The organism is Sulfitobacter aestuariivivens, assembly GCF_014763045.1.
GTDB lineage: Bacteria > Pseudomonadota > Alphaproteobacteria > Rhodobacterales > Rhodobacteraceae > Sulfitobacter > Sulfitobacter aestuariivivens.
Genome location: NZ_JACTAG010000002.1, coordinates 1066128 through 1092117 on the forward strand (window position 1 = coordinate 1066128; position 25990 = coordinate 1092117).

Annotated in this window: 24 protein-coding genes; 16 read left to right on the forward strand and 8 right to left on the reverse strand. The window is 58.6% G+C overall.

Translation table 11 applies throughout. The features are described from left to right. Window positions 1-12 precede the first annotated feature (12 nt). Window positions 13-2634 (reverse strand): DNA mismatch repair protein MutS, encoded by a 2622-nt coding sequence (gene mutS / locus H9Q16_RS14995; RefSeq protein ID WP_191076818.1) that lies wholly within the window; start codon window positions 2632-2634, stop codon window positions 13-15. 147 nt (window positions 2635-2781) lie between these two features. Here mutS and H9Q16_RS15000 point away from each other — a divergent pair, with 147 nt between their 5' ends. Further along, a complete protein-coding gene (locus H9Q16_RS15000) occupies window positions 2782-5040 on the forward strand; it encodes a phosphate acyltransferase (protein ID WP_191076229.1) in 2259 nt (752 codons plus the stop codon). Beyond that, window positions 5037-5909, forward strand: coding sequence for a ribokinase (locus tag H9Q16_RS15005; RefSeq protein ID WP_191076230.1), 873 nt, complete (start codon window positions 5037-5039; stop codon window positions 5907-5909). Before H9Q16_RS15000 ends, H9Q16_RS15005 begins: the two co-directional genes overlap by 4 nt. Here the strand turns inward: H9Q16_RS15005 and msrA are convergent. Further along, window positions 5906-6568, reverse strand: a complete 663-nt coding sequence (gene msrA, locus H9Q16_RS15010) for a peptide-methionine (S)-S-oxide reductase MsrA (protein ID WP_191076231.1) — start codon at window positions 6566-6568, stop codon at window positions 5906-5908. The two genes, H9Q16_RS15005 and msrA, sit on opposite strands and share 4 nt — an antisense overlap. 144 nt (window positions 6569-6712) lie before the next feature. On the opposite strand from msrA, the gene H9Q16_RS15015 reads away from it, so the two are divergent. Beyond that, window positions 6713-7411, forward strand: coding sequence for a sulfotransferase-like domain-containing protein (locus H9Q16_RS15015; RefSeq protein ID WP_191076232.1), 699 nt, complete (start codon window positions 6713-6715; stop codon window positions 7409-7411). Here the strand turns inward: H9Q16_RS15015 and H9Q16_RS15020 are convergent, their stop codons facing one another. Beyond that, window positions 7412-8680, reverse strand: coding sequence for an argininosuccinate synthase (locus tag H9Q16_RS15020; protein WP_191076233.1), 1269 nt, complete (start codon window positions 8678-8680; stop codon window positions 7412-7414). A gap of 14 nt (window positions 8681-8694) precedes the next feature. Between H9Q16_RS15020 and H9Q16_RS15025 the strand changes: the two genes are divergently transcribed. Genes H9Q16_RS15025 through H9Q16_RS15035 form a run of 3 tightly spaced genes read left to right on the forward strand, consistent with a single transcriptional unit; the run spans window position 8695 to window position 11622 of the window. Beyond that, window positions 8695-9558 carry a hypothetical protein gene (locus H9Q16_RS15025; RefSeq protein ID WP_191076234.1) on the forward strand — a complete coding sequence of 288 codons (864 nt, stop codon included), beginning with the start codon at window positions 8695-8697 and terminating at the stop codon, window positions 9556-9558. Window positions 9559-9569: 11 nt separating this feature from the next. Then, a complete protein-coding gene (gene ilvA, locus H9Q16_RS15030) occupies window positions 9570-10799 on the forward strand; it encodes a threonine ammonia-lyase IlvA (RefSeq protein WP_191076235.1) in 1230 nt (409 codons plus the stop codon). 10 nt (window positions 10800-10809) lie between these two features. Then, entirely contained in the window at window positions 10810-11622 is an 813-nt protein-coding gene (locus tag H9Q16_RS15035; RefSeq protein ID WP_191076236.1) for an SDR family oxidoreductase, read from the forward strand. Between the two features lie 10 nt (window positions 11623-11632). On the opposite strand, the gene H9Q16_RS15040 is transcribed toward H9Q16_RS15035, so the two are convergent. Then, on the reverse strand, window positions 11633-11965 hold the full coding sequence (locus H9Q16_RS15040; RefSeq protein WP_191076237.1) for an Hpt domain-containing protein: 333 nt from the start codon (window positions 11963-11965) through the stop codon (window positions 11633-11635). A 146-nt stretch (window positions 11966-12111) separates the two neighbouring features. Between H9Q16_RS15040 and H9Q16_RS15045 the strand changes: the two genes are divergently transcribed. After that, window positions 12112-13395, forward strand: coding sequence for a PP2C family protein-serine/threonine phosphatase (locus H9Q16_RS15045; RefSeq protein WP_191076238.1), 1284 nt, complete (start codon window positions 12112-12114; stop codon window positions 13393-13395). On the opposite strand, the gene H9Q16_RS15050 is transcribed toward H9Q16_RS15045, so the two are convergent. Next, a complete protein-coding gene (locus tag H9Q16_RS15050; protein ID WP_191076239.1) occupies window positions 13368-13820 on the reverse strand; it encodes an NUDIX domain-containing protein in 453 nt (150 codons plus the stop codon). The two genes, H9Q16_RS15045 and H9Q16_RS15050, sit on opposite strands and share 28 nt — an antisense overlap. Before the next feature lie 77 nt (window positions 13821-13897). Between H9Q16_RS15050 and hslO the strand changes: the two genes are divergently transcribed. The 7 genes from hslO (at window position 13898) to H9Q16_RS15085 (ending at window position 22338) form a co-directional block, all read left to right on the forward strand. Further along, window positions 13898-14884 carry an Hsp33 family molecular chaperone HslO gene (gene hslO, locus H9Q16_RS15055; protein ID WP_191076240.1) on the forward strand — a complete coding sequence of 329 codons (987 nt, stop codon included), beginning with the start codon at window positions 13898-13900 and terminating at the stop codon, window positions 14882-14884. Beyond that, entirely contained in the window at window positions 14874-15473 is a 600-nt protein-coding gene (locus H9Q16_RS15060; RefSeq protein WP_191076241.1) for a CoA pyrophosphatase, read from the forward strand. The genes hslO and H9Q16_RS15060 overlap by 11 nt, the downstream gene beginning before the upstream one ends. Next, complete coding sequence (locus H9Q16_RS15065) at window positions 15449-16627, forward strand: CCA tRNA nucleotidyltransferase (RefSeq protein WP_191076242.1); 1179 nt, start codon at window positions 15449-15451, stop codon at window positions 16625-16627. The genes H9Q16_RS15060 and H9Q16_RS15065 overlap by 25 nt, the downstream gene beginning before the upstream one ends. A 170-nt stretch (window positions 16628-16797) precedes the next feature. Further along, window positions 16798-18636, forward strand: coding sequence for an ABC transporter ATP-binding protein (locus tag H9Q16_RS15070; RefSeq protein WP_191076243.1), 1839 nt, complete (start codon window positions 16798-16800; stop codon window positions 18634-18636). After that, a complete protein-coding gene (locus H9Q16_RS15075) occupies window positions 18633-20465 on the forward strand; it encodes an ATP-binding cassette domain-containing protein (RefSeq protein WP_191076244.1) in 1833 nt (610 codons plus the stop codon). The genes H9Q16_RS15070 and H9Q16_RS15075 overlap by 4 nt, the downstream gene beginning before the upstream one ends. A gap of 10 nt (window positions 20466-20475) precedes the next feature. Then, on the forward strand, window positions 20476-21696 hold the full coding sequence (locus tag H9Q16_RS15080) for a class I SAM-dependent RNA methyltransferase (protein WP_191076245.1): 1221 nt from the start codon (window positions 20476-20478) through the stop codon (window positions 21694-21696). Window positions 21697-21840: 144 nt separating this feature from the next. Continuing rightward, window positions 21841-22338 (forward strand): L,D-transpeptidase family protein, encoded by a 498-nt coding sequence (locus H9Q16_RS15085; RefSeq protein ID WP_191076246.1) that lies wholly within the window; start codon window positions 21841-21843, stop codon window positions 22336-22338. A gap of 24 nt (window positions 22339-22362) precedes the next feature. Here the strand turns inward: H9Q16_RS15085 and dalA are convergent, their stop codons facing one another. Then, on the reverse strand, window positions 22363-22863 hold the full coding sequence (gene dalA, locus H9Q16_RS15090) for a divisome-associated lipoprotein DalA (RefSeq protein WP_191076247.1): 501 nt from the start codon (window positions 22861-22863) through the stop codon (window positions 22363-22365). A gap of 165 nt (window positions 22864-23028) precedes the next feature. Between dalA and H9Q16_RS15095 the strand changes: the two genes are divergently transcribed. Both H9Q16_RS15095 and H9Q16_RS15100 read left to right on the forward strand, forming a co-directional pair. After that, a complete protein-coding gene (locus tag H9Q16_RS15095) occupies window positions 23029-23640 on the forward strand; it encodes a L,D-transpeptidase (RefSeq protein ID WP_191076248.1) in 612 nt (203 codons plus the stop codon). 140 nt (window positions 23641-23780) lie between these two features. Beyond that, window positions 23781-23963, forward strand: coding sequence for a hypothetical protein (locus H9Q16_RS15100; RefSeq protein WP_191076249.1), 183 nt, complete (start codon window positions 23781-23783; stop codon window positions 23961-23963). 96 nt (window positions 23964-24059) lie between these two features. On the opposite strand, the gene hemH is transcribed toward H9Q16_RS15100, so the two are convergent. Next, on the reverse strand, window positions 24060-25106 hold the full coding sequence (gene hemH / locus H9Q16_RS15105) for a ferrochelatase (protein WP_191076250.1): 1047 nt from the start codon (window positions 25104-25106) through the stop codon (window positions 24060-24062). A 53-nt stretch (window positions 25107-25159) separates the two neighbouring features. Next, window positions 25160-25978, reverse strand: coding sequence for a methyltransferase domain-containing protein (locus tag H9Q16_RS15110; RefSeq protein ID WP_191076251.1), 819 nt, complete (start codon window positions 25976-25978; stop codon window positions 25160-25162). Window positions 25979-25990: the final 12 nt, after the last annotated feature.

Here is a 25990-nt window from a genome sequence, read left to right on the forward strand (position 1 = left end):
GACAAGGGGCGGTCAGGACTTGGCCGCCTCTTTCAATTTATAGAGCAGATTGAGGGCTTCTTTCGGTGTCAGCTCGTCCGGTATGATCTGAGCCAGTTCTGCTTCGACCTTGGACGGCTTTGACGGGGCTGGTGCTGGCGTGGCGCTGACAGAGAAAAGCGGGAGATCATCTATCAAGGTTTTTTGGGTCGCACCGCCCTCCCGTTCGCCCCTTTCCAACGCATCCAGAACCACCCGTGCACGGGCAATCACCGCGTCCGGCAGACCTGCCAATTGCGCAACTTGCACGCCATAAGAACGATCTGCCGCGCCCTTTCGGACTTCATGCAGAAACACCACTTCACCTTCCCACTCCTTCACAGCCACGGTGGCGTTGTCCACACCATCAAGCTTGCCGGAAAGGGCAGTCATCTCGTGATAATGTGTGGCAAACAACGCGCGGCTGCGGTTCACGTCGTGCAGATGTTCAAGCGTGGCCCAGGCAATTGAAAGACCGTCATAGGTCGCCGTACCACGACCGATTTCATCCAAAATCACCAGCGCCCGGTCATCAGCCTGATTGAGGATTGCGGCAGTTTCGACCATTTCAACCATAAAAGTGGATCGGCCGCGCGCCAGATCGTCCGATGCGCCCACACGACTGAAAAGTTGGCTCACCATCCCGATATGCGCTGAAGTGGCAGGCACATAGCTGCCCATCTGCGCCATCAGGGCGATCAATGCATTCTGACGCAGGAACGTCGATTTTCCCGCCATGTTCGGCCCGGTCAAAAGCCAGATGTTGGCGGTTTCGCCATCCGCGCTCAGATCACAGTCATTGGCGATGAACGGCTCGCCTGCGCCCTGCGCAAGCGCGCGTTCGACAACCGGATGCCTGCCGCCTTCGATAGCAAAGGCGCGGCTTTCATCGACCTTTGGTTTCGTCCAGTTTTCAATCTCTGCCAGTTCAGCCAATGCCGTAGCCAGATCAATCTCCGCGAGCCCGGCAGAGGCCACGCCAATCTCGCCTGCACTCTGCAACACGTCCCCGCGCAGCGCTTCATACAATCGCTTTTCGATCTCCAGCGCATGATTGCCCGCATTGAGGATTTTCGTCTCTAACTCGGAGAGTTCGACGGTCGTGAAACGAACTTGGTTTGCTGTGGTCTGTCGGTGAATGAATGTTTCGTTCAGCGGCGGCGACAACATCTTTTCCGCATGGGTCGCGGTGGTCTCAATGAAATACCCCAGCACATTGTTATGCTTTATCTTGAGCGATGAAATGCCCGTGTCAGAGACGAATTGCTGCTGCATTTGCGCAATCACACTGCGTCCTTCGTCGCGCAGCTTGCGGGCTTCATCCAGCTCTGCGTCATAGCCGGTAGCGATGAAACCGCCGTCGCGCGCCAAAAGCGGTGGTTCGGCGATCAGCGCGTCATCAAGCAAATGAATAAGCGCATCGTGTCCTTTCAGGCCCGCGCTGGAGTCCTTGATAAGGGCGGGCGCGTCGGTTGATGTAAGCAGCGTATTCAGAATTTTGGCCTGTTCCAGCCCATTGCGAATGGCCGCCAGGTCGCGCGGACCGCCACGATCCAGCGCCAGCCGCGATAACGCGCGATCCAGATCCGCAACCTTTCTCAGATGGTCGCGGATATCAGTGCGCAGATTGGTATGATCAAAAGCAAACCCAACGGCATCCAGACGCGCATTGATCACTTCCAACACACGGGACGGGCTGGAAATGCGTCGCTCCAACAGTCGTGCGCCGACCGCCGTTACGGTTTTGTCCATGATCGCCAATAAAGATCCGGCACGCCCGCCGCCCAGCGCATGTGTCAGTTCCAGATTTCGGCGGGTGGCGGCGTCAATCTGGATGGTGCGAGACTGTCTTTCTTTGACTGGTGGCCGCAGCAAGGGCAGTTTGCCCTTTTGCGTAATCTCCAGGTATTCAATCAATGCGCCCATCGCGGAAACTTCGGCGCGGGTATAGGTGCCAAAAGCATCTAAAGTGGCGATACTAAAAAGGTCACAGATCCTCTTTTCGGCCGCCGTACTGTCAAACGCGGCACGGGACAGGCCGGTCAGTGCCAATCCGAAATCAGAGACTAATTCATGCAAATCAGGCTCTTTTGCTTCCGAAACGATCAACTCTGACGGGCTGAGGCGCGCAAGTTCAGGCCCAAGCCTGACGGCGGTCAAAGGCATCACATGAAACGCGCCGGTCGAGATATCGACCCAGGCCAACGCGCCAGCCTCACGCACCTCTGCAAAGGCGGCAAGATAATTGTGTCGACGCGGTTCCAGCAGGGATTCTTCGGTCAAGGTGCCGGGTGTGACCAACCGCACCACGTCGCGTTTCACGACCGCCTTGTAACCACGCTTTTTCGCCTCTGCCGGGCTTTCCATCTGTTCGCAGACCGCAACACGAAACCCCTTGCGGATGAGGGTCAGCAGATATCCTTCGGCCGCATGAACCGGGACACCGCACATCGGAATGTCTTCACCCCCGTGCTTGCCACGCTTGGTCAGCGCAATGTCCAGCGCCTCTGCCGCGGCGACCGCATCATCAAAGAACATCTCATAGAAATCGCCCATCCGGTAGAACAGCAGCGCCTCGGCGTAATCCGCCTTCAGCTCCAGATACTGCGCCATCATTGGCGTGATTTTTTCGGTACTCACCTGAAGTCCCCCCGGCACACCCCAGTCTGTACAAAACCGCTTGGGCAAGGGAAAGGGGCAGCCTGATTGTGCCGCCCTTTGATGATGGCTATGAACGTCACCGAACAAGGAAGGCCTGCAGACGTGAAAAAGAATCGCATAACCGACGAAGAGGCGCTGGCCTTTCATCTGGAACCCACCCCCGGCAAGTTCGAGATCAGCGCGACCGTTCCGATGACCACCCAGCGCGACCTCAGTCTGGCGTATTCGCCCGGCGTGGCTGTTCCATGCGAGGCCATCGCGGCCCAGCCCGAAACCGCCTATGATTACACCAACAAGGGCAACCTTGTGGCGGTGATCTCGAACGGAACGGCGGTCTTGGGTCTTGGCAATCTTGGCGCGCTGGCGTCAAAGCCCGTGATGGAAGGCAAGGCGGTGCTTTTCAAGCGGTTCGCGGACGTGAATTCCATCGATATCGAGCTTGATACCGAAGACACCGACGCTTTCATCAATGCCTGCAAGCTGATGGGACCAACCTTTGGCGGCATCAACCTTGAAGATATCAAGGCGCCCGAATGCTTTATCATCGAACAGCGTCTCAAGGAAGAAATGGACATCCCTGTCTTTCATGACGATCAGCATGGGACGGCGGTGATCTGTGCTGCGGGGTTGATCAACGCGCTGCAAATTTCAGGCAAAAAGATCGAAGACGTGCGGATCGTACTGAACGGCGCAGGCGCGGCTGGGATTGCCTGCCTTGAGCTTCTCAAGTCCATGGGTGCGCGGCACGACAACTGCATCATGTGTGACACAAAGGGCGTGATCTATCAGGGTCGCAAGGAAGGCATGAACCAATGGAAATCGGCGCATGCGGCGTCCACCGAATTGCGCACTCTGGAAGAGGCGATGAATGGTGCGGATGTCTTCCTTGGTGTGTCAGTGAAAGGTGCTGTGACACAAGACATGGTTGCCAGCATGGCTGAGGATCCGGTGATCTTTGCGATGGCCAATCCCGATCCAGAAATCACTCCCGAAGAAGCCAAGGAAGTTCGCGCTGATGCGATCGTCGCCACTGGGCGCAGCGATTATCCAAACCAGGTCAACAATGTGCTGGGCTTTCCCTATCTCTTCCGGGGCGCGCTGGATATCCATGCACGGGCTATCAATGATGAGATGAAGATCGCCTGCGCTCATGCTTTGGCCAACCTCGCCCGCGAGGATGTACCGGATGAGGTCGCAATGGCGTATGGCCGCACGCTCAGCTTTGGGCGCGACTACATTATTCCCACGCCGTTTGATCCTCGCCTGATCCACCGTATTCCGCCTGCTGTAGCACGGGCTGGCATGGATACTGGCGCTGCACGACGCCCCATCATCGATATGGAGGCTTACGAGGTCGGTCTCAAATCGCGGATGGATCCAACTGCAAACATCCTGCGTGGTATCAATGCCCGCGCTCGTGCCAATCAGTCCCGGATGATCTTTGCCGAAGGTGACGACCCCAAGGTGCTGCGCGCTGCCGTGACTTATCAACGTTCCGGTCTGGGCAAGGCGCTGGTGGTCGGGCGCCCAGATGATGTGAAGGCCAAGCTTGAGGCCGCTGGCATGGCCGACGGCGTGCGCGAACTGGAGATCGTGAATGCGGCCAATACCCAGCATCTCGATACCTACAAGGATTTTCTCTACAGCCGCCTGCAGCGCAAGGGCTTTGATCGCAAGGATATCCATCGCCTTGCTGCCCGTGATCGCCACGTCTTTGGGGCGCTGATGCTGCAACACGGCCATGGCGATGGACTGGTCACCGGCGCCACGCGCAAGTCAGCGCATGTGCTGGAACGGATCAACCATGTTTTCGAGGCAAACGCCGAACATGGTGCGGCGGGTTTTACCGCATTGCTGCACCGCGGGCGGATCGTGTTCATTGCCGACACGCTGGTGCACGAATGGCCGGATGAGAATGATCTGGCCAATATCGCGGAAAGCGGCGCGCGTGTCGCACGACACCTGGGGTTAGAGCCGCGTGTCGCCTTTGTCAGTTTTTCGACTTTTGGCTACCCCGTCTCAGAGCGGGCCGAAAAGATGCATCTCGCCCCGACCGTACTGGACGGCCGCGGTGTCGATTTCGAATACGAGGGCGAGATGACGGTCGATGTGGCCCTGAATGCCGCATCGCAGGAAAACTATCCCTTTTCGCGCCTGACCGGGCCTGCAAACATCCTGATCGTGCCTGCCAGACATTCGGCCAGCATTTCGGTCAAGCTGATGCAGGAAATGGCGGGTGCAACGGTGATTGGCCCTATTCTGACAGGACTCGATCAGTCCATCCAGATCTGTTCGACCACGTCCACCGCCAATGACATCCTCAACATGGCCATTCTTGCCGCCTGTAAGGTCGGCGGATGATCTGGAACCTCGGCTCGATCAATGCGGATAATTTCTATCGCGTGCCGCATCTGCCCGGACCGGGGGAAACACTGGCTGCCACGGATTTTCAGCAGGGGTTGGGCGGCAAGGGCGCGAATATGTCTGTTGCGGCGGCCCGTGCCGGTGCGCGGGTAACGCACATCGGCGCGGTTGGGCCAGATGGCGACTGGGCGCGTCAGCGGTTGCTCGAATATGGTGTGGACACGCCGCATATCGCGACGACTGAAACTGCGACAGGCCACGCCAACATCACGGTCGATATCTCTGGCGAGAACAACATCGTCCTCTTTGGTGGTGCAAATCAGGCCCTGACCAATCAGATGATCGGTGCCGCTCTGGCCGAAGCATCACCGGGCGACACTCTCTTGCTGCAAAATGAGACCAACGGACAGCCATTCGCCGTGCAAACCGCACGCACGCTGGGTCTTAAAGTGGTCTATGCCGCCGCCCCCTTTCAGGCTGAGGCGGTGCAGGCCTTGATGGGTCAGATCGATTTGCTGGTCCTGAACGCGGTCGAAGCGGAGCAGTTGGAAAGCGCCGCAGGACGTGGCCTGCGACAGCTGGATATCGCGGATATTGTCGTGACGCTGGGCGGTGACGGCTGCCGCTGGCATTCATCATCTCATGCGCAGGCTGAAACATTTGGCGCCTATCCGGTCAAATCGATCGATACGACCGGGGCAGGGGACACTTTCACAGGCTATCTGGCCGCAGGTCTTGACCGGGGTCTGCCAATGAAAGACGCGATTGATCTGGCGATGAAAGCCGCGGCCTTGATGGTCACGCGTCAAGGCACGGCAGATGTGATCCCGGATCTCAAGGACATCCAGGATCACGATTTTTCCTAGCCGACAAAAGGTGCGGCAGAGCCCCAAAGCTCCTTCACCCGCCGATCCCTGCCACAGCCATTGCGATACCGCTTGTAGGCCTTTGATTTCTTGATCCCAACGCCCACACTGGTAATCGCCAGCCGCTCGTTGCTTTTGTAATAGTCCTGATGATACGCATCCGCAGGATAGAAGGTTGACGCACCCAGAATCGGGGTCACAATTTGCTGGCCCAGTGCAGCCTGCGCATTTGCCTTGGCTTTTTCAGCCGCAGCCCTTTGCGCCTCATCAGCCGGGAAAATAGCTGTGCGGTAGGTCGGGCCACGGTCGCAGAATTGCCCGCCTGCGTCTGTCGGATCAACAGAGCGAAAGAACATCGCCAAAATCTGATCGCGTGTCACGACACTGTTGTCAAAAACGATCTGGACAGCCTCGTAGTGACCGGTCCCGCCCGAAACGACTTGCTTGTATGTCGGGTTTGCAACCGAACCGCCGGTAAATCCCGATACCGCTTCTTTGACACCGCGCACCGATTCAAAGTCAGCCTCGACGCACCAGAAACAGCCCCCTGCAACGGTAAGCGTCTCTGTTCCCGCCTTGGCGCTGCCGGCGTGCACGATCAGGCCAACGCCAATCAGCGCGGCCAATGCATAGGCCTTGATCGTTGTGAAACCTGACATGGATAGCCTCCTCTTTCGATCCTAGCTGCCCTTCAAAGTGTACGGGCGCAACGGTCTGGCGGATCATCTCACGCGCTGGTGAAGGTATTTTACCGCTTGGCAGGGTTCGGTAACATTTCTAGCGTCGCAAAAAAGGAGATCGGTATGCGGATCGCAATGTGGTCAGGACCGCGCAATCTGAGTACGGCAATGATGTACAGCTTTGGTGCACGCGCCGATTTCGCGGTGATGGATGAACCGTTCTATGCGCCCTACCTGACGGACTCCGGCGCTGATCATCCGATGCGGGACCAGATCATCGCGACCCACGAAACTGACCCCTCAAAAGTCGCGTTGATGTGCCGGTCCGCAGGCAAACCACACCTCTATATGAAGCATATGCCCCATCACATGCGGGACGGGTTTCCAATGGACTGGGCGCAGGAATGCATCAACATCCACCTGATCCGGCATCCCGCGCGGGTTATCGCAAGTTATGCAGCTAAACGCGCCATGCCCACGCTTGAGGACATCGGGTTTCGCCAGCAACACGCTCTCTACCGTCAGCTTGGGGGGCATGTGATTGACAGCACGGACATTCGCGCCAACCCCGAAGCCATGATGCGGGCGCTTTGTGCCGCGATTGGTCTGGCCTTCGATCCCGCAATGTTACAGTGGCCCGCCGGCCCAAGGCCTGAGGATGGCGTCTGGGCCAGGCATTGGTACGGTGCGGTGCACAAAAGCACAGGTTTTGCAGGCGCCGAAGGGCCGCTGCCCGAAATCGACGGGCCGGCAGCGGCGGTTCTTGCCGACGCGCTTCCCTACTACCGCGATCTTCGCAACGCGCGGCTTAGGCCGATGTAATCAGTCGAACCGGGGCAGCCCGCCATCCGGTACTTCATCCTTTTCCACGTCCTGCACGCGCCGCTGATCGCGGGCGGCCAGCAAGCGCAAGCGCAAGGCGTTGATGCGAATGAACCCTTCCGCGTCCTTCTGATCATAGGCACCACGATCGTCTTCAAAGGTCACGTGCTGCTCTGAATAAAGGCTCTCATCTGACCAGCGGCCAACCGTCTGCGCGGACCCTTTGTAGAGCTTCAGGCGCACGGTACCTTCCACATGTTCCTGGCTCTTGTCGATGGCTGCCTGCAGCATCTCGCGCTCGGGACTGAACCAGAAACCGTTGTAGATCAGTTCCGCATAACGCGGCATCAGCTCGTCCTTCAGGTGCGCGGCACCCCGATCGAGCGTGATCGATTCTATCCCGCGATGCGCTTCCAGCAACAACGTGCCGCCGGGGGTCTCGTAGATCCCTCGCGATTTCATCCCGACAAAGCGGCCTTCAACCAGATCAAGACGACCACACCCGTGGTTGCCGCCCAACTCATTTAGCTTGGTCAGGATCGCCGCTGGCGACATCGCTTCTCCGTTGATGGAAACGGCGTCACCCTTCTTGAAACCGATCTCAATGAACTCAGGCGTATCCGGCGCGTCCTCAGGATTCACCGTGCGCTGATACACATAATCGGGCGCAGCCTCTGCGGGGTCTTCCAGCACCTTGCCTTCAGACGACGTGTGCAAAAGATTCGCATCCACACTGAACGGCGCTTCACCACGTTTGTCCTTGGCAATCGGGATCTGGTTCTTCTCGGCAAAATCAATCAGCTTTGTCCGGCTCGTCAGATCCCACTCGCGCCACGGTGCAATCACCTTGATTTCGGGATTCAGCGCATAGGCGGCCAGTTCAAACCGCACCTGATCGTTGCCTTTGCCGGTGGCACCATGCGCAACAGCGTCGGCACCGGTTTCGGCGGCGATCTCGACCAGACGCTTGGAAATCAGCGGGCGCGCGATGGACGTGCCCAGCAGATAAAGCCCCTCATACACCGCATTGGCGCGGAACATCGGGAACACGAAATCACGCACGAATTCTTCTCGCACGTCTTCGATATAAATGTCGGACGCGCCCATCATCTCGGCCTTCTTACGGGCAGGTTCCAATTCCTCACCCTGACCCAGATCGGCGGTAAAGGTGACAACCTCGCACCCGTATTCCGTTTGCAGCCACTTGAGAATGATCGAGGTGTCCAGACCCCCCGAATAAGCAAGCACAACTTTCTTTGGCGCAGACATCGCATTTTCCTTAGATGAACGAGCGCGGCCTAGCGCCTTTTGCCAAGCCACGCAAGGTTGATGCGGCGCGCACGCTGTGCAACATGGCGCACTGTATCAGCGTCGTTGAAAGGGATGCCGGGATGAAGGGTTGGGAGATTTTCATGCATTCGGTCCGGCTGGTTTTTTCAAATCTTGATGCGGCCTTGAGAATTTCATTGGTCCCCTACGCCATCAGCGGCCTGGCACTTGTCTATCTGGGGTCCGAAGCCCTTCAGTTGATGGAAGGTGTATCCCCCGAAGACATGATGGCCGCAGGGCCGGGCGTGTGGACCGGCTTCATGCTCTACGGTCTGATTTCCATCATTGTAGCCCTCTGGATCGCGGTGTCATGGCACCGATATGTCCTGCTTGAGGAATATCCGACCGGCTGGATCCCACGCTTTCACGGCGGTGCGATTTTCCAATACCTCTTTAAGGGCGTGATCATCGCCTTTGTTGTCCTGGGCATGGTGATCGTCGTGACCATCATCCTTGGCCTGTTGATCGGTTGGACCGGCCCTCTTGGGTCGGCCCTGGTCAGTGTCGCAGGCTTTGCTGCGGCGACCTACGCCTTTTACCGCCTCTGCCCGCTGCTGCCTGCCGCCGCGATGGGGCGCAACATGGTGTCACGCGAAGCATGGCAAGCCACCAGCGGCAATGATGCGACAATCGCGATGCTGGTCTTTCTGGTCCTGGTGTCATCATTCGTGCTGCAAATACCAATATCGATATTCGGGGCAGAGTCGGTTCTGGGTATCGCGTATTCGGTCATTGTCGGCTGGATCATGATGTTGGTCGGTGTCAGTGTCCTGACCACGTTTTACGGTCACTTTGTCGAAGGCCGCCCCATCGACTGAAAGGTCCGCAGATGGATGATTTCAAGACCCGCGCGCAGTCCGCGACACACGCCATGCGCGCGGTGTTTCCGCCAACGCCCTGCATGCGCAATGATCTGCTGTCTGAACGGTTCGCCGCCGACATCTGGCTCAAACGCGAGGATCTGAGCCCGGTGCGTTCGTACAAACTGCGCGGGGCGTTCAATGCCATGCGCAAGGCGATCCCGTCTCAGTCCGTCTTTGTCTGCGCCTCTGCCGGTAACCACGCACAAGGTGTTGCCTTCATGTGCCGCCACTTCGATGTGCGCGGCGTGGTGTTCATGCCCGTGACCACACCCGAACAAAAGATCCTCAAGACCCGCATGTTTGGCGGCGACAATGTCGATGTGCGGCTTGTGGGCGACTATTTTGATGCCAGCCTTGAGGCCGCACAGGCCTATTGCGCGCAAGAAGGTGCGCATTTTCTGTCCCCCTTTGATGATGAGGACGTGATCGAAGGACAGGCCTCTGTCGCTGTCGAGCTTGAGACGCAGCTGGGTCATCTGCCCGATCACGTCATCCTTCCGGTTGGCGGCGGCGGCCTGTCCGCTGGCGTGCGCAGTTACTTTGGCGATGCGTGTGGTTTGACATTCGTTGAACCAGCAGGCGCGCGCAGTCTGGCCGAAGCCGTTGCTGCAGGCGCACCTGTTGATGTTTCGCCGATCAATTCATTCGTCGATGGCGCGGCGGTCGCAAAGATTGGCGCGCGCACGTTCGAACATCTGAAAGGCGTGTCACCGCAATCCGTCATCGACCTAGCCGAAGACCGCATCTGCGGCACAATTGTTGAAATGCTGAATGTTGAAGGAATCGTGCTGGAACCCGCCGGTGCCATGGCGATCGAGGCGCTGGGCGAGGTCGCCGGCCAGATAAAGGGCAAGACGGTGGTTTGTGTGGTTTCAGGCGGCAACTTCGATTTTGAGCGTTTGCCAGAGGTCAAGGAACGCGCTCAGCGCTATGCGGGCCTGAAAAAGTACTTCATCCTGCGTCTGCCGCAGCGCCCCGGCGCGCTTAAGGATTTTCTGCAGATGCTGGGACCGCAGGACAATATCACGCGATTCGAGTACATGAAAAAGTCGGCACGGAATTTCGGTTCGGTCCTGATCGGGATCGAAACCGACAAGCCGCAGAATTTTCCGGCAATGTTTCAGCGCATAGATGACGGGGGGTTCACCTATACTGACATCACCAATGATGAAACGTTGGCGCAATTCGTGATCTGAGGGGGCAAAGATGGATTTTGAAGGCAAGGTAATTGTGATCACTGGCGCAGGCAGCGGGATCGGTGCGGCACTTGCGCGGCGCGCAGCAGGGCTGGGGGCGAAGGTCTGCGTGTCCGACCTTGATGCTGATAAGGCCAGCGGCGTTGCAGAAGAGTTTGGCGGCATCAGCGTGGTCTGCGATGTCAGCGATGAGCAAGCCGTGCAATCGCTGATCGCGCAAACCACAAATGCGTTGGGCGAGATTGATATTTTCGTCTCTAATGCAGGCTTTGGCCGTGGCGACCCGGATCACGCCGCATCAGCCCCAAACGAAGACTGGATGCTGAACTGGCAAGTTCACGTCATGGCGCATGTCTATGCATCGCGCGCGCTTTTGCCGGGCATGATTGCCCGGGGCTCGGGGTATCTTGTCAATGTCGCGTCGGCGGCAGGGTTGCTTAATCAGGTTGGTGATGCGGCCTATTCGGCGACCAAACACGCCGCCGTCAGCTTTGCTGAATCGCTGGCGATAACCCACGGGAACGATGGCATCGGTGTCTCGGTGGTGTGTCCGCAGTATGTGGCAACCCCGCTATTGGGACTGTCGGACAAAGATGCCGAGGGACCGAACTCCTTGCTGACGGCAGATGATGTTGCTTCGGCCATCGTTGCCGGGGTGCAGGCAAACAAGTTCCTGATCCTGTCGCATCCCGAAGTTCAGAAATACACCCTCAACCGCGCACAGGATCATGATCGGTGGATCACTGGTATGCAAATGCTGCGCGCCAAGGTGCAGCAGACCTTTGGTGAGGTCCGCGCCGAAGAGATGTACAAGCTGGTCTGACGGACTTTCCTCAGACGTGGATCGCCGTGGGAAGCCCCTCGTCGAAGCAACGCTTTGAATCAGCAAATGACCCCACAATCTGGTTCACATCGACATCGGCGGCCCGCCCTTGTCCACATAACACCTCTGCGTCCTGGCAGAGGGACGAAAACTGCTCAAACCCAAGGCCCAGCGCACTGCCTTTCAAAAAATGTAGATCCTCTTCCAGCGCGCTACGATCAGGCCCTTGCCCCAGACGCTCAATCACATCCTCTACTTCGTCGATGAAAAGGGCGACCACCTCATCAAAATCTTCCGCACCCACGTCCTCCTTCAATGTTTTGACCCTGTTCCAGTCTATCATCACCATTTTCCCTTTCGGTCGGTCATATCGCACGGCGCTTAACACCGGGTAATCGCCACCTGCAGGATATTTCCAATTCAAAGTTTCATGTGCCGTTAACAGTAAGCTGCGAAAGCAGCAGGAATGCGCAATAATGACTGAGCCTTATGGGACTGCCCGACACCGAATTCACACAGCAGGTCCGCGATGCCGAACCGCAGGATCGTCTGCAGGTTCTGGTGGTGGACGACAGTCGCTTTCAACGGCGCATCTTGTCGGCCTCTCTCAAGGGGCTAGGCTATGACGTGACCGAAGCCGCTTCCGGCAGCGAAGCGATGGCAATTTCCCGTCGGCGCCTACCGGATATCGTCCTTAGCGACTGGATGATGCCCGGCATGTCCGGTCTTGAATTCTGCCGCGCCTTTCGAGACCTCTTCGAAGATCAATATGCCTATTTCATCATCCTCACATCCAAAAGCGATAAAAAGGAAATCGCGCAGGGTCTGGACATTGGCGCAGATGACTTTCTGACCAAACCGGTTAACGGACATGAACTGCGCGCACGGATCAATGCGGGCAAACGCGTTCTTCGGATGCAGCGCCAGTTAACCCGCACAAATGCCCTGATGCGCGACACGGTCGAAGAACTGCAGTATCTCTACGATGCGCTGGACCGCGACCTGCTGGAGGCCAAGAAGCTGCAGCAATCGCTTTTGCGCGACCGCCACAGGATCTTTGATACCGGTGAACTGTCTTTGTTATTACGGTCCAGCGGGCATGTGGGCGGCGATCTGGTCGGTTATTTCCCGGCAGGCGACGGCAAGCTGGGTCTTTTCGCAATAGATGTCTCTGGCCACGGGATCAGTTCTGCCCTCATGACGGCGCGGCTTGCGGGCTACCTGTCGTCCACCGCACCGGACCAGAACGTCGCGCTGCGCCGTCTCGAGAACGGCACTTTCGCACCACGCCCCCCCAAGGACGTCATCGAAGAGCTGAACGATCTGGTCCTGAACGAGATGGAGACAGAGCACTACTTCACCCTGATGTTGCTGGTCCTCGATCTTGAGACAGGCGTTGTGACGGTGTCTCAGGCGGGCCACCCGCATCCGATCGTGCACCGCAGGGACGGCAGTGTCGAACAACAGGGCACCGGTGGGTTTCCTGTCGGCCTGCTGTTGGGCATCGCCTTTGAACAGTTCGAAATCACGCTAGCCCCGGGGGACCGTCTGCTGATTCTGTCAGATGGGGTGACCGAATGCCCGGACCCGAACGGCACCTTTTTGGAAGAGGACGGCATCCGGGCCCTGATGCAGGAATTGCACGAGATTAAAGGCCCCTCATTCTTTTCCGCGCTGACCGAAGCGCTTGAACATTTTGCCGATACGCAGGACTTTCCCGATGACGTCTCGGCGATCCTGTTCGACTACACGGGCCCGGCCAGCCCAGCGTAACGCGCCAGAAACAAGCTGTCGCCGTCATTGCCCAGACTGTGTACCCCTTCTGCCGCGGACATCACGACCGCATGATGATCCGGTTCTATCGGGGCAGTGATCTGACGAATGGGATCGGCAACATAAACATGGCACAATTTCTCTGCCCAAAGATCGTAGTCGGGCATATAGACAAAGCGCCGAAAAGCGCCCAACCGTCGAGGCCGCGCAATCCGCCAACCGGTTTCTTCCAGCACTTCACGATGCAGCGCTCTGATCGGTGATTCACCGGGGTCGATCCCACCGCCGGGCAACATCACCTCCACCTCATCGGTGATTTGCGCCACCAGCAAAAACCGCCGCTGCAATGGCAGAATTGCATAGGCACCGGCCCGCAACTGATAGGTCTGGTCCTTGCGCGGGACTTGCCCGATACGCCTGATCATCCGGTGCCCCTTTATCCTTGGTCGCTTGCGCCTATATAGACGCGGTATGCCAACCGGCCCCCGATAAGGAAACCCCCATGACGGACGGGACACAGATAGCCTGGGATGACAGCGTGCTGCCCTTCCAGCTTGATAACGCAGACATGCGCGGTCGCGTGGCGCGCCTTGATGGCGTGCTCGAAGGGATTCTGCGTCAGCACGATTACCCCGCGCAGGTCGAAGCACTGGTCGCCGAAATGGCCCTGCTCACCGCGCTGATTGGTCAAACGATCAAACTGCGCTGGAAGCTGTCGCTGCAGGTACAGTCAAAAGGCCCGGTCCGGATGATTGCCACCGACTATTACGGCCCTGAAAAGGAAGGCGAGGCTGCGCGCATCCGTGCCTACGCCAGCTATGATGCGGATCGGCTGACAGACGCCACCCCATTCGAACAGATCGGCGACGGCTACTTTGCCATCATGATCGATCAGGGGGAGGGAATGAAACCCTATCAGGGCATCACGCCGCTGGCGGGTGGATCTCTCGCAGCCTGCGCCGAAACCTATTTCGCGCAGTCCGAACAGCTGCCTACACGGTTTGCCATCAGCTTTGGCAGGTCGACCGAGGCCGCAGCGGCAGAGCATTGGCGCGCAGGCGGCATTATGCTGCAACACATGCCCAAGGCGTCGCCCTTTGCCGCCAAAGGCGAAGGCACCGGCGAGGCGCTTGTGGCCTCTGACCTGGTCCACGGTGATGAAGAAGAAAACTGGAACCGCGTGAACATCCTGCTCGACACGGTCGAGGATCTTGAGCTGATCGGGCCCTCGGTGCCGCCAAACGACCTGCTGATCCGCCTCTTCAGCGAAGAATCCCCCCGTGTCTTTGATGCGCAGGCCGTACGTTTCGGCTGCTCCTGTTCCGAAGACCGCGTACGGCAAAGCCTGTCGATCTATTCCGCGCGGGACATCGAAAAGATGACGACAGACGAAGGCCGCGTGACAGCAGACTGCCAGTTCTGTGGCGCGCATTACGACCTTGACCCGGCAACCGTCGGGTTCGAGGCTCAAGGCGCCAATGACAGCTGAGCAGGTCGAGGGGTTCCGCACAGCCCTTGCGCGCACAGGTGTCGGATCATCTGATTTCGACCTGAACCCTGACGTCGTGCTGCCGCCAGAACGCAAACTGCGGCCCGCGGGCGTGCTCGCCCCGATCATCGAACGAAGCGGGACGCTGCATCTTCTGCTGACCAAACGGTCTTCTGCCCTCAAGCACCATCCTGGTCAGATCGCCTTTCCGGGGGGCAAGCAGGATGACGGCGACGCAGATGTAATCGCCGCCGCCCTGCGCGAGGCCCACGAAGAGATCGGTCTGCCGCCCGACATCGTCGATGTGCTGGGTACGTTGCCTGCCCATGAAACCGTGACCAGCTTTCGCGTTACGCCCGTAATCGCCTTTGTCAGAGACACATTTGACATCAAACCCGAACCCGGCGAGGTCGAAGAAGTCTTTGCTGTACCGTTGGCGCATGTGCTGAACCCGGACAACTACATCGTTGAATCCCGTCGGTGGCGCGGCGACCGGCGACACTATTACGTGGTGCCCTACGGCCCCTATTACATCTGGGGCGCAACCGCGCGTATGCTGCGGGCATGGACACAACAGATGACATCGTGATCCCGGCGGATACATCCTGGTTAAAGGATAAAAACGCGCAGGCGGTCTGCCGGGCCCTGACAGCGGGCGGGCATCAGGCCCTGTTTGTTGGCGGTTGCGTGCGCAACGCTTTACTCGGTCTGCCTGATAGTGACGTCGATATCTCGACCGACGCGTTGCCAGACCAGACAACAAACTGCGCACAAGTTGCAGGCCTCAAGGCCGTCCCCACAGGCATCGATCACGGCACGATCACGGTGATCGCAGGCGGCACCCCTTTCGAAGTCACCACCTTTCGCCGAGACGTGCAAACAGACGGTCGGCGGGCCGTGGTGGCCTATTCCACCGACATTGCCGACGACGCGCGGCGGCGAGATTTCACGATGAACGCGCTTTACGCCACCCCCGACGGCAAGGTGCTGGACCCGCTTGGCGGCATGCCAGATCTCATGGCGCGCCGTATCCGGTTTATCGAAGACGCCGATGCGCGCATTCAGGAAGATTACCTGCGCATCCTGCGCTTCTTTCGGTTTTCCGCGTGGTACGCCAACCCGGACGAGGGGTTCGACACTGCCGCCCTCAGCGCAATTGCCCAAAACATCGAAGGCATCCAAACCCTCTCGGCAGAACGGGTCGGTCAGGAGATGCGCAAGCTTCTCGCGGCCCCCGATCCCGCCCGGGCGCTTGCCGGTATGCGAAGCACCGGTGCACAGCAGCACGTCCTGCCAGGCGCGGATGATCGTTGGATAGGGCCCATCGTCCACATGGAACAGACGCTTACCCTCGATCCCGCGTGGCTTTGCCGTCTCGCGGCGCTGGGCGGGGAAGATCCCACAACACGCCTCAGACTGTCCAAGGCAGAGATGCGGCACCTGACACACTTGCGCGATGCGGCTTATGGCGCGCAATCGTTGGCTGAAATCGCCTATCGCCATGGTCCTCAAGTGGCGCGACAGGTTTTGCTTCTGCGGTGCGCGATGGCCGAAAAGATGCCAGAAACTGGCGCTTTAGAGACGATTCATACCGCTGCAGAGCAAAAATTCCCCATCCATTCCTCTGATTTGCGCCCCACTTTTGAGGGCCCCGACTTGGGTGCGCGCCTGGCTGAACTTGAGGCGCGCTGGATCGCCTCGAATTTCACCCTGACCAAGGATGCGCTGCTCGATTTGCCGTGAAGGGTCGACAGGCGGGCGGGTATTGTCTATGCCAATGCCATGAACACGGAGGATTGCAAAATGTATCGCGGGATTTGGTTCAGCTAAGGCTGCCCTAACCTCACCCCCTTGTCTGGCGCGCCGTGCAGGCCGCTGACCGTTTTGCACATTCTTTCCCAAGGCTTCCCGTCATGTTCCGGTTTTTCGAAAATCTTGTCGATCCGTATGCGTCCTATGCCCATACGGATCATCCTCCCACCCGGCTGTGGCCCTTCCTGCGCAGCTTTTGCGGGCCATTCAAAAAGGTGTTCTGGGTCACCGGGCTGTTGTCCATCGTGGTGGCTGCCATCGAGATCTGGCTGATCTACTACATGGGTCGGCTGGTTGACCTGCTGGGCACCGAACCATCGCAAATGTGGGATGACTATGGCACCGAGCTGTTGCTAGTCGGCGTCTTTATCCTGCTCATCCGCCCGCTGGTTCAGGGGATTGATGTCGCGCTGCTTAACAACACGATCCTTCCTAACTTTGGCACGCTCATCCGGTGGCGCGCGCATCGTCAGGTCCTTCGACAGTCCGTCGGCTGGTTCGAAAATGATTTCGCAGGGCGCATCGCCAACCGGATCATGCAGACACCCCCGGCTGCGGGCGAAGTTGTCTTTCAGGTCTTCGACGCGATCTCTTATTCGATGGCCTACCTCATCGGCGCGGCCATTCTTCTGACCACGTCCGACTGGCGGCTGATGCTGCCGTTGCTGATGTGGTTTGCGCTATACGGTTGGCTTGTCGCCTGGACGGTGAAACGTGTCGGCCCTGCGTCCAAAGCGGCGTCGGATGCACGGTCCCAAGTTACGGGCCGGGTGGTGGATGCCTATACGAACATCCACTCAGTCAAGATGTTCGCGCACCACGATCTTGAGGTCGCATTCGCGGGAGAAGCGATTGAACATGCACGCAAGACCTTTCAGGCCGAAATGCGGATTTTCACGGTTATGGATGTCGCGCTGACTGTCCTGAACGGTTTGCTGATCATCGGTGTGGTCGGTTGGGCGCTTGTTCTGTGGACCGCCGGAGAGGCCAGCGTCGGCGTTGTTGCCGCCGCCGCTGCGCTTACCCTGCGGCTAAACGCCATGACCGGATGGATTATGTGGGCCGTCTCTTCGTTTTTCCGCGAACTCGGCGTGGTTGCCGAGGGCATGGAAACGATTGCCCAACCCATCACGCTGGTTGACAAGGCCAACGCCGCACCACTGACCCTGACAGACGGTCGGATCGACGTGCAGAACCTCACGCATCACTACGGCAGAACGTCCGGGGGTCTGCAGCAGGTCAGCCTCACAATCGCGCCGGGCGAGAAAATCGGCCTTGTCGGGCGCTCAGGCGCCGGGAAATCGACACTCGTCAAGCTGCTGCTGCGGTTCTATGACGCTGAATCCGGGCGCATTCTGATCGACGGTCAGGACATAGCGACCATCACGCAGGACAGCTTGCGAAGCAATATTGGTGTCGTGCAACAGGACAGCTCTCTGCTGCACCGTTCAGTACGTGACAACATCCTCTATGGCCGTCCAGATGCCACTGAAGTGGAAATGATTGCGGCTGCAAAGCAGGCGCAGGCGCATGACTTCATCCTTGATCTCGAAGACCCCGAAGGCCGCAGCGGATATGACGCGCGCGTCGGTGAACGCGGTGTCAAGCTTTCCGGTGGGCAACGCCAGCGTATCACTTTGGCTCGCGTGATCCTCAAGAACGCGCCGATCCTGTTGCTGGACGAAGCAACCTCAGCCCTTGATAGCGAGGTTGAGGCGGTCATTCAGGAAACGCTCTATGGCATGATGGCGGGCAAGACCGTGATCGCCATCGCCCACCGCCTTTCGACAATCGCCGAGATGGATCGTATTCTGGTGCTCGACGACGGCCACATTGTCGAACAAGGGACCCATGATGCGCTTTTGGACAAAGGCGGGCTATATGCAGGGTTCTGGAGCCGTCAGTCGGGCGGCTTCCTGAAAACGGAAAGTGACGCGTGAACATCGGGAATTGGATCAACGCCTTCGCAAAGGCCGAAGGACCGCCGCCGCAAACCCTTGGCGCGTTCATGCGCTGGTGCCTGGGCGGGGCGTGGCCAATCCTGTTTCTGGCCGCATTCCTGTCTGCCGCCGCCGGCGCGATGGAGGCAGGCACCGCGTGGATTCTTGGCCGGGTCATCGATGCCACGGTCAGCAGCGGCGCAGAGGCGTTCTTTGACGGTCAGAATATCGCCCTGATGCTGGGCGCGATTGCGTTCTTTCTGATCCTGCGCCCGATCCTCTTTGGCCTTTCGTCTGCGTCGAACTCAATCATGGTTGCGCCAAATGTGAACCCCTTGGTGCTCTCGCGGCTTCATCGATGGACCTTGGGCCAGAACGTCGGATTTTTTGATGACGATTTTGCGGGCCGCATCGCCCAAAAGCAGATGCAGGCCGCGCGCGCCGTGACCGATGTTGCCGTTGAACTGATCAACGTCGTTGCCTTTGCATTGGCGTCCCTGATCGGATCAGTTGTGCTGCTTGTGGCAATCGACTGGCGCGTGGCTGTCGGCTTTTCGGTCTGGCTTGTGCTTTATTTTGCGCTGATCCGATGGTTTCTGCCCCGGGTGCGCCAGCGCTCTGCCGGGCGGGCGGGGGCACGGGCGATGGTGTCCGGTCAAATCGTCGACACGATAACGAACATCAAGACGGTCAAACTTTTTGCCCACGACGAACACGAAGACCGCGCCGCACTGGGCGCGATGCAGACGTTCCGCGAACGCGCGCTGGAATTTGGTTATCTGGCCGCCGCGTTCCGGTTTTCCCTGATGACACTGGCCGGTCTGCTGCCTGTCCTCTTGTTGGGCGGCACATTGCTGCTGTGGCAACGCGGCATGGCGTCAGAGGGGGATATCGTCGCGGCAGGCGCTGTTGCGATCCGCATCGCACAGATGACCGGCTGGGTCAGCTTCACGCTTATGCAGATTTACGCCAACGTGGGCGAGATCGAGGATGGCATGCGCACCCTGACCCCGCGCGCACGGGTCGAGGATGGCCCGGATGCTAAGGTGCTTACCGTCCGTGAAGGCCGGATCGACATGAACGATCTGGGGTTTGCATATGGCCGGGAAACCGGCGGGATCGAAGGGGTCACCCTGACCATAGAGCCAGGTCAAAAACTTGGCATTGTCGGCGCGTCGGGGGCAGGAAAATCGACTCTCGTGGCGCTTCTTTTACGGCTCTATGAAAGGGAAACAGGTCATATTTCCATCGATGGTCTTGATGTGCGGGACGTCACACAGGAAAGCCTGCGGCGCAACATCGGAATGGTCACGCAGGAGACAGCGATGTTCAATCGCTCCGCGCGCGACAACATCCTTTACGGCCGTCCGGATGCGTCCGAAGATGACATGATCGCCGCCGCAAAACGCGCCGAGGCGCATACTTTTATTCTGGATCTGCAAGACCACAAGGGCCGTCGCGGCTATGATGCTCACCTTGGTGAACGGGGTGTCAAACTTTCTGGCGGGCAACGCCAGCGGGTTGCGCTGGCCCGCGCCATTCTCAAAGATGCCCCGATACTCGTGCTGGACGAAGCAACGTCCGCACTCGACAGTGAGGTCGAAGCCGCAATTCAGACCGCCCTGTCCCGCGTGATGGAGGGCAAAACGGTGCTTGCAATTGCGCACCGGTTGTCGACCTTGACCGAGATGGACAAGATCGTGGTGATGGATGAGGGCCGTGTCGTGGAAAGCGGCACACATGCTGAACTGTTGGCCGAAAACGGGCTTTATGCGCGCTATTGGCAGCGACAGTCTGGTGGTTTCCTGAACCTGAAAGCCGCCGAATAGAAAGTACCTGATGTCCGAACACCAGATTTTGCGGATGGGTCATCTTGGCGATGGCATCGCCCATGGGCCCGTTTTTGCGCCAATGACCCTGCCGGGCGAACACGTCAGCGGCACCCTCACTGGTCAGACCCTGTCAGACATCCGTGTTCTCCACCCTTCAGATCAGCGTGTCAGCCCGCCCTGCCGGCATTTTAACTCCTGCGGGGGGTGTCAGTTGCAACATGCCGCGGACGGTTTTGTCGCTGAGTGGAAGGTCGACGTGGTACGGTCCGCGCTTAAATCGCTTGGGTTAGAGACTGAGTTCCGCCCCATCATCACCTCCCCCGCACAATCGCGCCGTCGCGCGACCTTTGCGGCGCGGCGCACAAAAAAGGGCGCGATGGCCGGGTTCCGCGCGCGTGGGTCAGACGTGGTGATTGAGGTGCCAGAGTGTCAGTTGCTGACCACTGAAGTTCGCCATGGGTTGGTTGTAGCCAAGGCGCTTGCCCTTGCCGGTGCCAGCCGAAAGTCCGCGTTGGCGGTCTCTGTCACCGCCAGCGATCACGGGCTTGATGTGGTGGTAGAGGGTGGAAAGCCGATCGATGGACCGCTCCGCCAAACCCTTGCGCATCTGGCGGAAACCCACAGCCTTGCCCGTCTTACCTGGGGCGATGAAAGTGTCACCATGCGCGCGCCACCGGCACAGATGTTTGGCCTGGTTCAGGTCATACCGCCGCCCGGCGCTTTTCTGCAGGCAACCAAAGATGGCGAGGCTGCCTTGCGCGCCGCCGTGCAGGACGCGGTCGGTGAGGCAGACCATATCATCGACCTTTTTGCCGGATGCGGCACCTTCAGCCTGCCATTGGCTGCAACCGCCTCAGTCCACGCCGTCGAAGGCGATGTGGCGATGACCGAGGCGCTGGAACAGGGTTGGCGCATGACCTCGGGCCTCAAGCCACTGACAGTCGAAGCGCGGGATCTTTTTCGTCGTCCGATGCTGATTGATGAAATGACCCGCGCGCAGGCCATCGTCCTTGATCCACCCCGCGCCGGTGCCGAAGCGCAGGTGGCAGAGATTTGCAAATCAGGCGTTCCGCGAATCGCCTATGTATCGTGCAATCCCCCTACCTTTGCGCGGGATGTCCGCGTGCTGGTTGATGCAGGCTATGTGCTTGACTGGGTGCAGGTTGTGGACCAGTTCCGCTGGTCATCCCATATCGAACTCGCAGCCCGCCTTTCCCGCACCGGCTGAACGCCGCCAAAAGGGGGCTGAAGTGTGATCCAAACGCCGCTGTTGTCGGCTGTTCACTAATTATTGAGTGAGATTCGCTAGGCTTTGTGGTATCCGCTTTGGCATAAAACAGGCCGAATTGGCCGATTTGAGGGATAACAGGTCATGAATCGTCGTTCACTCATACTGGGCGGAACTGCACTTGTTGCACTGGCGGGGTGCAGCGGCAGCAAATTCAAGCGCTACGCCGGTCCGCAGGTCACATACGTTGTGGTCAACAAGGAAGAGCGCCGCATGTATTTGATGCACCACGACAAGGTGCTGACACATCACAAGGTCAAACTTGGCTTTACCCCTGTCGGTCACAAGACCTTTGAAGGGGACGGGCGCACGCCCGAGGGGCGCTATGTCATTGACCGGCGTAACCCCAACAGCCGATTCCACCTTTCGCTTGGCATTTCCTATCCCAATCAAAAAGACGTCGAAACAGCCCTTGCCATGGGCAAGCGGCCCGGCGGCGATATCTTTATTCACGGTCAGGAACACCCGCGCCGCAAGGACAAAGGGGATTGGACGTGGGGTTGTATCGCCGTGACCAACCGCCAGATCGAAGACATTTATGCTATGGTCGGTGACGGGACGCCGATCCAGATCAACGCATAAGGTAGGAAAAGCTGACCTTTGGGGTCAGCTGCCCATCACCAGCGTCCACCAAAGCTTACCGTTGTTTTCCTGATGCCAGGCGAAACCCATGTTGCGTGCCTCTGGTGCCATCAGGATCCTGCGCGTGTCGGGCTGTTCCATCCACGCGGCCAGGGTTTCAAGCTCTGTCTCGAAGGTTTCCGAAATCGTTTCACCAACAAGCCCGCCAGCATAGCCAACGCGATTGATCCGGTCGATTGGCGACGAGCCGTCAGAGCCAAAGTGCCAGGGCCGGTTCTGGATCGACATATCCCGTGAATGCGTGGCGGCGGCCGCATTCAAAGCGGCGTTCAGCTCTACAGGCGCACTGCCGGCAGCGCTGCGCAATGCATTCACCGAATCAAGCATGCGGAACTGGATTTTTCCGCGCTCGCCTGCGCTGATCTTGTAGGCGCTGCGAATCGGTTTGCCGTCCGGACCAACGGCAGGCGCACACGCGGCAAGACCGATGGCCAAAGCAAACAGAACAGTCAAAATACGGATCATATCACAGCTCCACGGGTTAACATCAGACTGCCTTACATCGGGATGCAACGCAGTTCAAACGCCCATCGGCATTTCAATGCCGGATGACGCGGGTTTGATTTGAAACTGCGTCATTACAGCCATATATAGACCCGTAGTACAGATTTTCATTGCTGGAGGCATGTTATGTCACAGAATCGATTCCCCACGACCAGCCGCCGCGCCTTTCTGGCCGGTAGTGCAGCCATGCTGGCGGCTCCGGCTGTCGCACAATCCAATTCCTCGGTTAACTCCGCTGCGACCACGCAGGTTGAGCGGGACGTGACTGAAACCGTCAAGCGCAACATTTCCAGCTTCCGCAGCCTGCAATGGCAGCCTTATTTCAGCAACACGCGCAATGGTGCGATCCTTGTCGATATCGACAGCCGCGCTGTGCACTACTGGTCCGAAGACCAAAGCATCTACAAGCTGTATCCTTCCAGCGTGCCGTTGACAGATGACCTGACCCGTCGTGGCCGCACCCGCGTGATCCTCAAGGATCCCGAACCGTCCTGGCGCCCGACTCCATCGATGCTCAAGCGCAACCCGGAATGGCCCCAGTTCATCGGCCCCGGCCCGGACAATCCGCTTGGCACCCGCTCGCTGCACCTCAGCTGGACATATTACCGTATCCACGGCACCCACGATACGCGCAAGATCGGGCGTAAATCATCCAACGGTTGCATCGGGCTCTATAACGAGCACATCGAAGAGCTGTACGAGCTGGCAAAGGTCGGCACCCAAGTGTTGCTTATTTGACGATCTTTCCGTTGTGGTGCTGAAAAAAACGGCGTTTGTGGTTTGCTTTGCCATGGACTTGCTGTTTACACAAAATACGAGGTAAGTCTTGGGTGCGTGCGCGCAAACCGCGTCGTACGTCCTTTTCTGGAGGTATTACTATGAAGAAACTCGTTCTCGCCGCTGCTCTGACAGCTGCCGCTTCGACTGCAATGGCCGGCTCTGTTGCCGATCCCATCATCGAAGCACCTGTGATCATCGAAGAAGCCGCTGGCTCCTCTTCGGGCATCCTGCTGCCGCTGGTCCTTTTGGTACTGGTTGCTGCTGCTGTTGCTTCCGACTGATCCGAACGACAAATCCTTCAAAAGAGGCGGTGCAGTGCACCGCCTCTTTTGTATTCAGCATATCGTTTTTGACAGAGTATCGGCCGCCCGAAGCGGTCAATCGATCCAGCCCTGCAGGTTTTCGTTGATGACGGCACTCAACGCCGCGATATGCGCGTCATCGTCATTCAGGCACGGAATATAGGTGAACTGCTCTCCGCCCGCCTCTTCAAAGCTTTCCTTGATCTCTTCGTTGATCTCTTCCAGCGTCTCGATGCAGTCGGCAGAAAACGCAGGCGCGCAAACGGCGATATTCTTGTTCCCCGCCTCGGCCTGTCGCGCGACTTCTTCCACCGTATAGGGCTGCAGCCACTCTTCAGGCCCGAACTTGGACTGAAACGTGGTCATGATCTGCGTGTCGTCCCATCCCAGCCGTTCCTTCAGCAGGCGCGTCGTCTTCTGACACTGACAATGATAGGGATCGCCCTCCATCAGATAACGTTGCGGCAAGCCGTGATAGGAACAGATCAGGATATCCGGCTTGGTCACCGCGGCCGCATAGCTGCGTTCAATCGATTGCGCCAGCGCCTCGATATAGTCGGGGCGGTCATAGTAAGGCGCCACCACCCGCGCAATCGGCTGCCATTTTTCGCGGCCCAATGCCTCAAAGAACTTGTCGCAGGCCGTGGCCGATGTGGCCCCTGCGTAATGCGGATACAGCGGAAAGAACAGGATTCTGGTGCATCCCGCCGCTGTCATCGCTTCGACTTTTGACCGTGTCGAGGGGTTCCCGTAGCGCATGCAGTAGTCGACCATCACGTCATCGCCATGCTGCGCCTTCATGGCGTCTTTGATCTTGGCGTGCTGCGCCTTGGTGATCGTCATCAAGGGGCTTTCGCCCGCCTCTTCATTCCAGATCGACTTGTACGCCGCACCGCTGGTGAACGGGCGCTTAGTGAGAATGATCAGCTGCAAAAGCGGCTGCCACAGCCACGGCGAATAGTCGATGACCCGGCGATCTGACAGGAATTCCCCCAGATACCGGCGCATGGACCAGTAGTCATAGTTGTCCGGCGTCCCCAGATTTGCCAGCAGCACGCCCACTTTGGGCTTTGGGACAGCCGGGTGATCTGTCGGGCCGTTTTCTGGGCGTGTCGCCGTCATAGAGGTTCCTTCAAAAGTCGATTCTTGCCCACATAGAGGCTTTCGCCGCCGGATCAAATGGGCAGTTTTGTCTCATCCGTTTTCAACGCATCCGCCAACCGCTGTTTGGCAGAGCCGGGGCGCAGAGGTTTTGGCTGATGATCAGACGGCGCCCAGCCGGTCAGAAAGATCATATCGAAGGTCGCTGTGATGCGGCCTTCCGGCGTGGCAAAGGTCTGTGAATACAGCGATGCTGCGCGGCTCATGACCCCGCGCGCCGTTGGCTTGCGAAGACGCGCGAACAGCGCGTTGTTCTCCCCCATCGCGCGCAGATCGCGCATCAGGTGCCACGCATCCCTGTAGGTGACACGCAGCGTTTGCACATCCGCAACCGGCAGGGCAAAGCCCGCGCGCTGCAACAATGCACCCATATCCCGCAGTTCCGCCATCGGTGCCACGCGCGGCGACAGCCCGCCCATCACATCACTTTCCGCCTGTGCCAGACAGGCACGCAATTCATGCAGGGTCTGACCACCAAACGACACTGCCAGAAACAACCCATCCGCACGCAGCGCGCGACGGCACTGGATCAACTGCCCGATGGGGTCATTCGCCCAATGCAGGGCCATGGCGTGCACCACCAGATCATGCGCCGCAGGCTCTAACGCCAATCTATCGTCGGGCGCGGTCACCACCGCATCCGACAGTGCGGGGACCCAGACCTCGGGAAAACCGGTTACGAGTGCCGGATCTGTAAAGGACTTGTTAACCATTCCGACGCGATCCTGCACTTCATCCCGTGCGGCGTGATGCAGGAACATCGCGTCTTTGTCGGCGCGGGCCCTGTGCATCGCCAAAGCGGCCAGATCGGTCATCAAGGGTGGAGAGGTCATGTGATGTTCCTA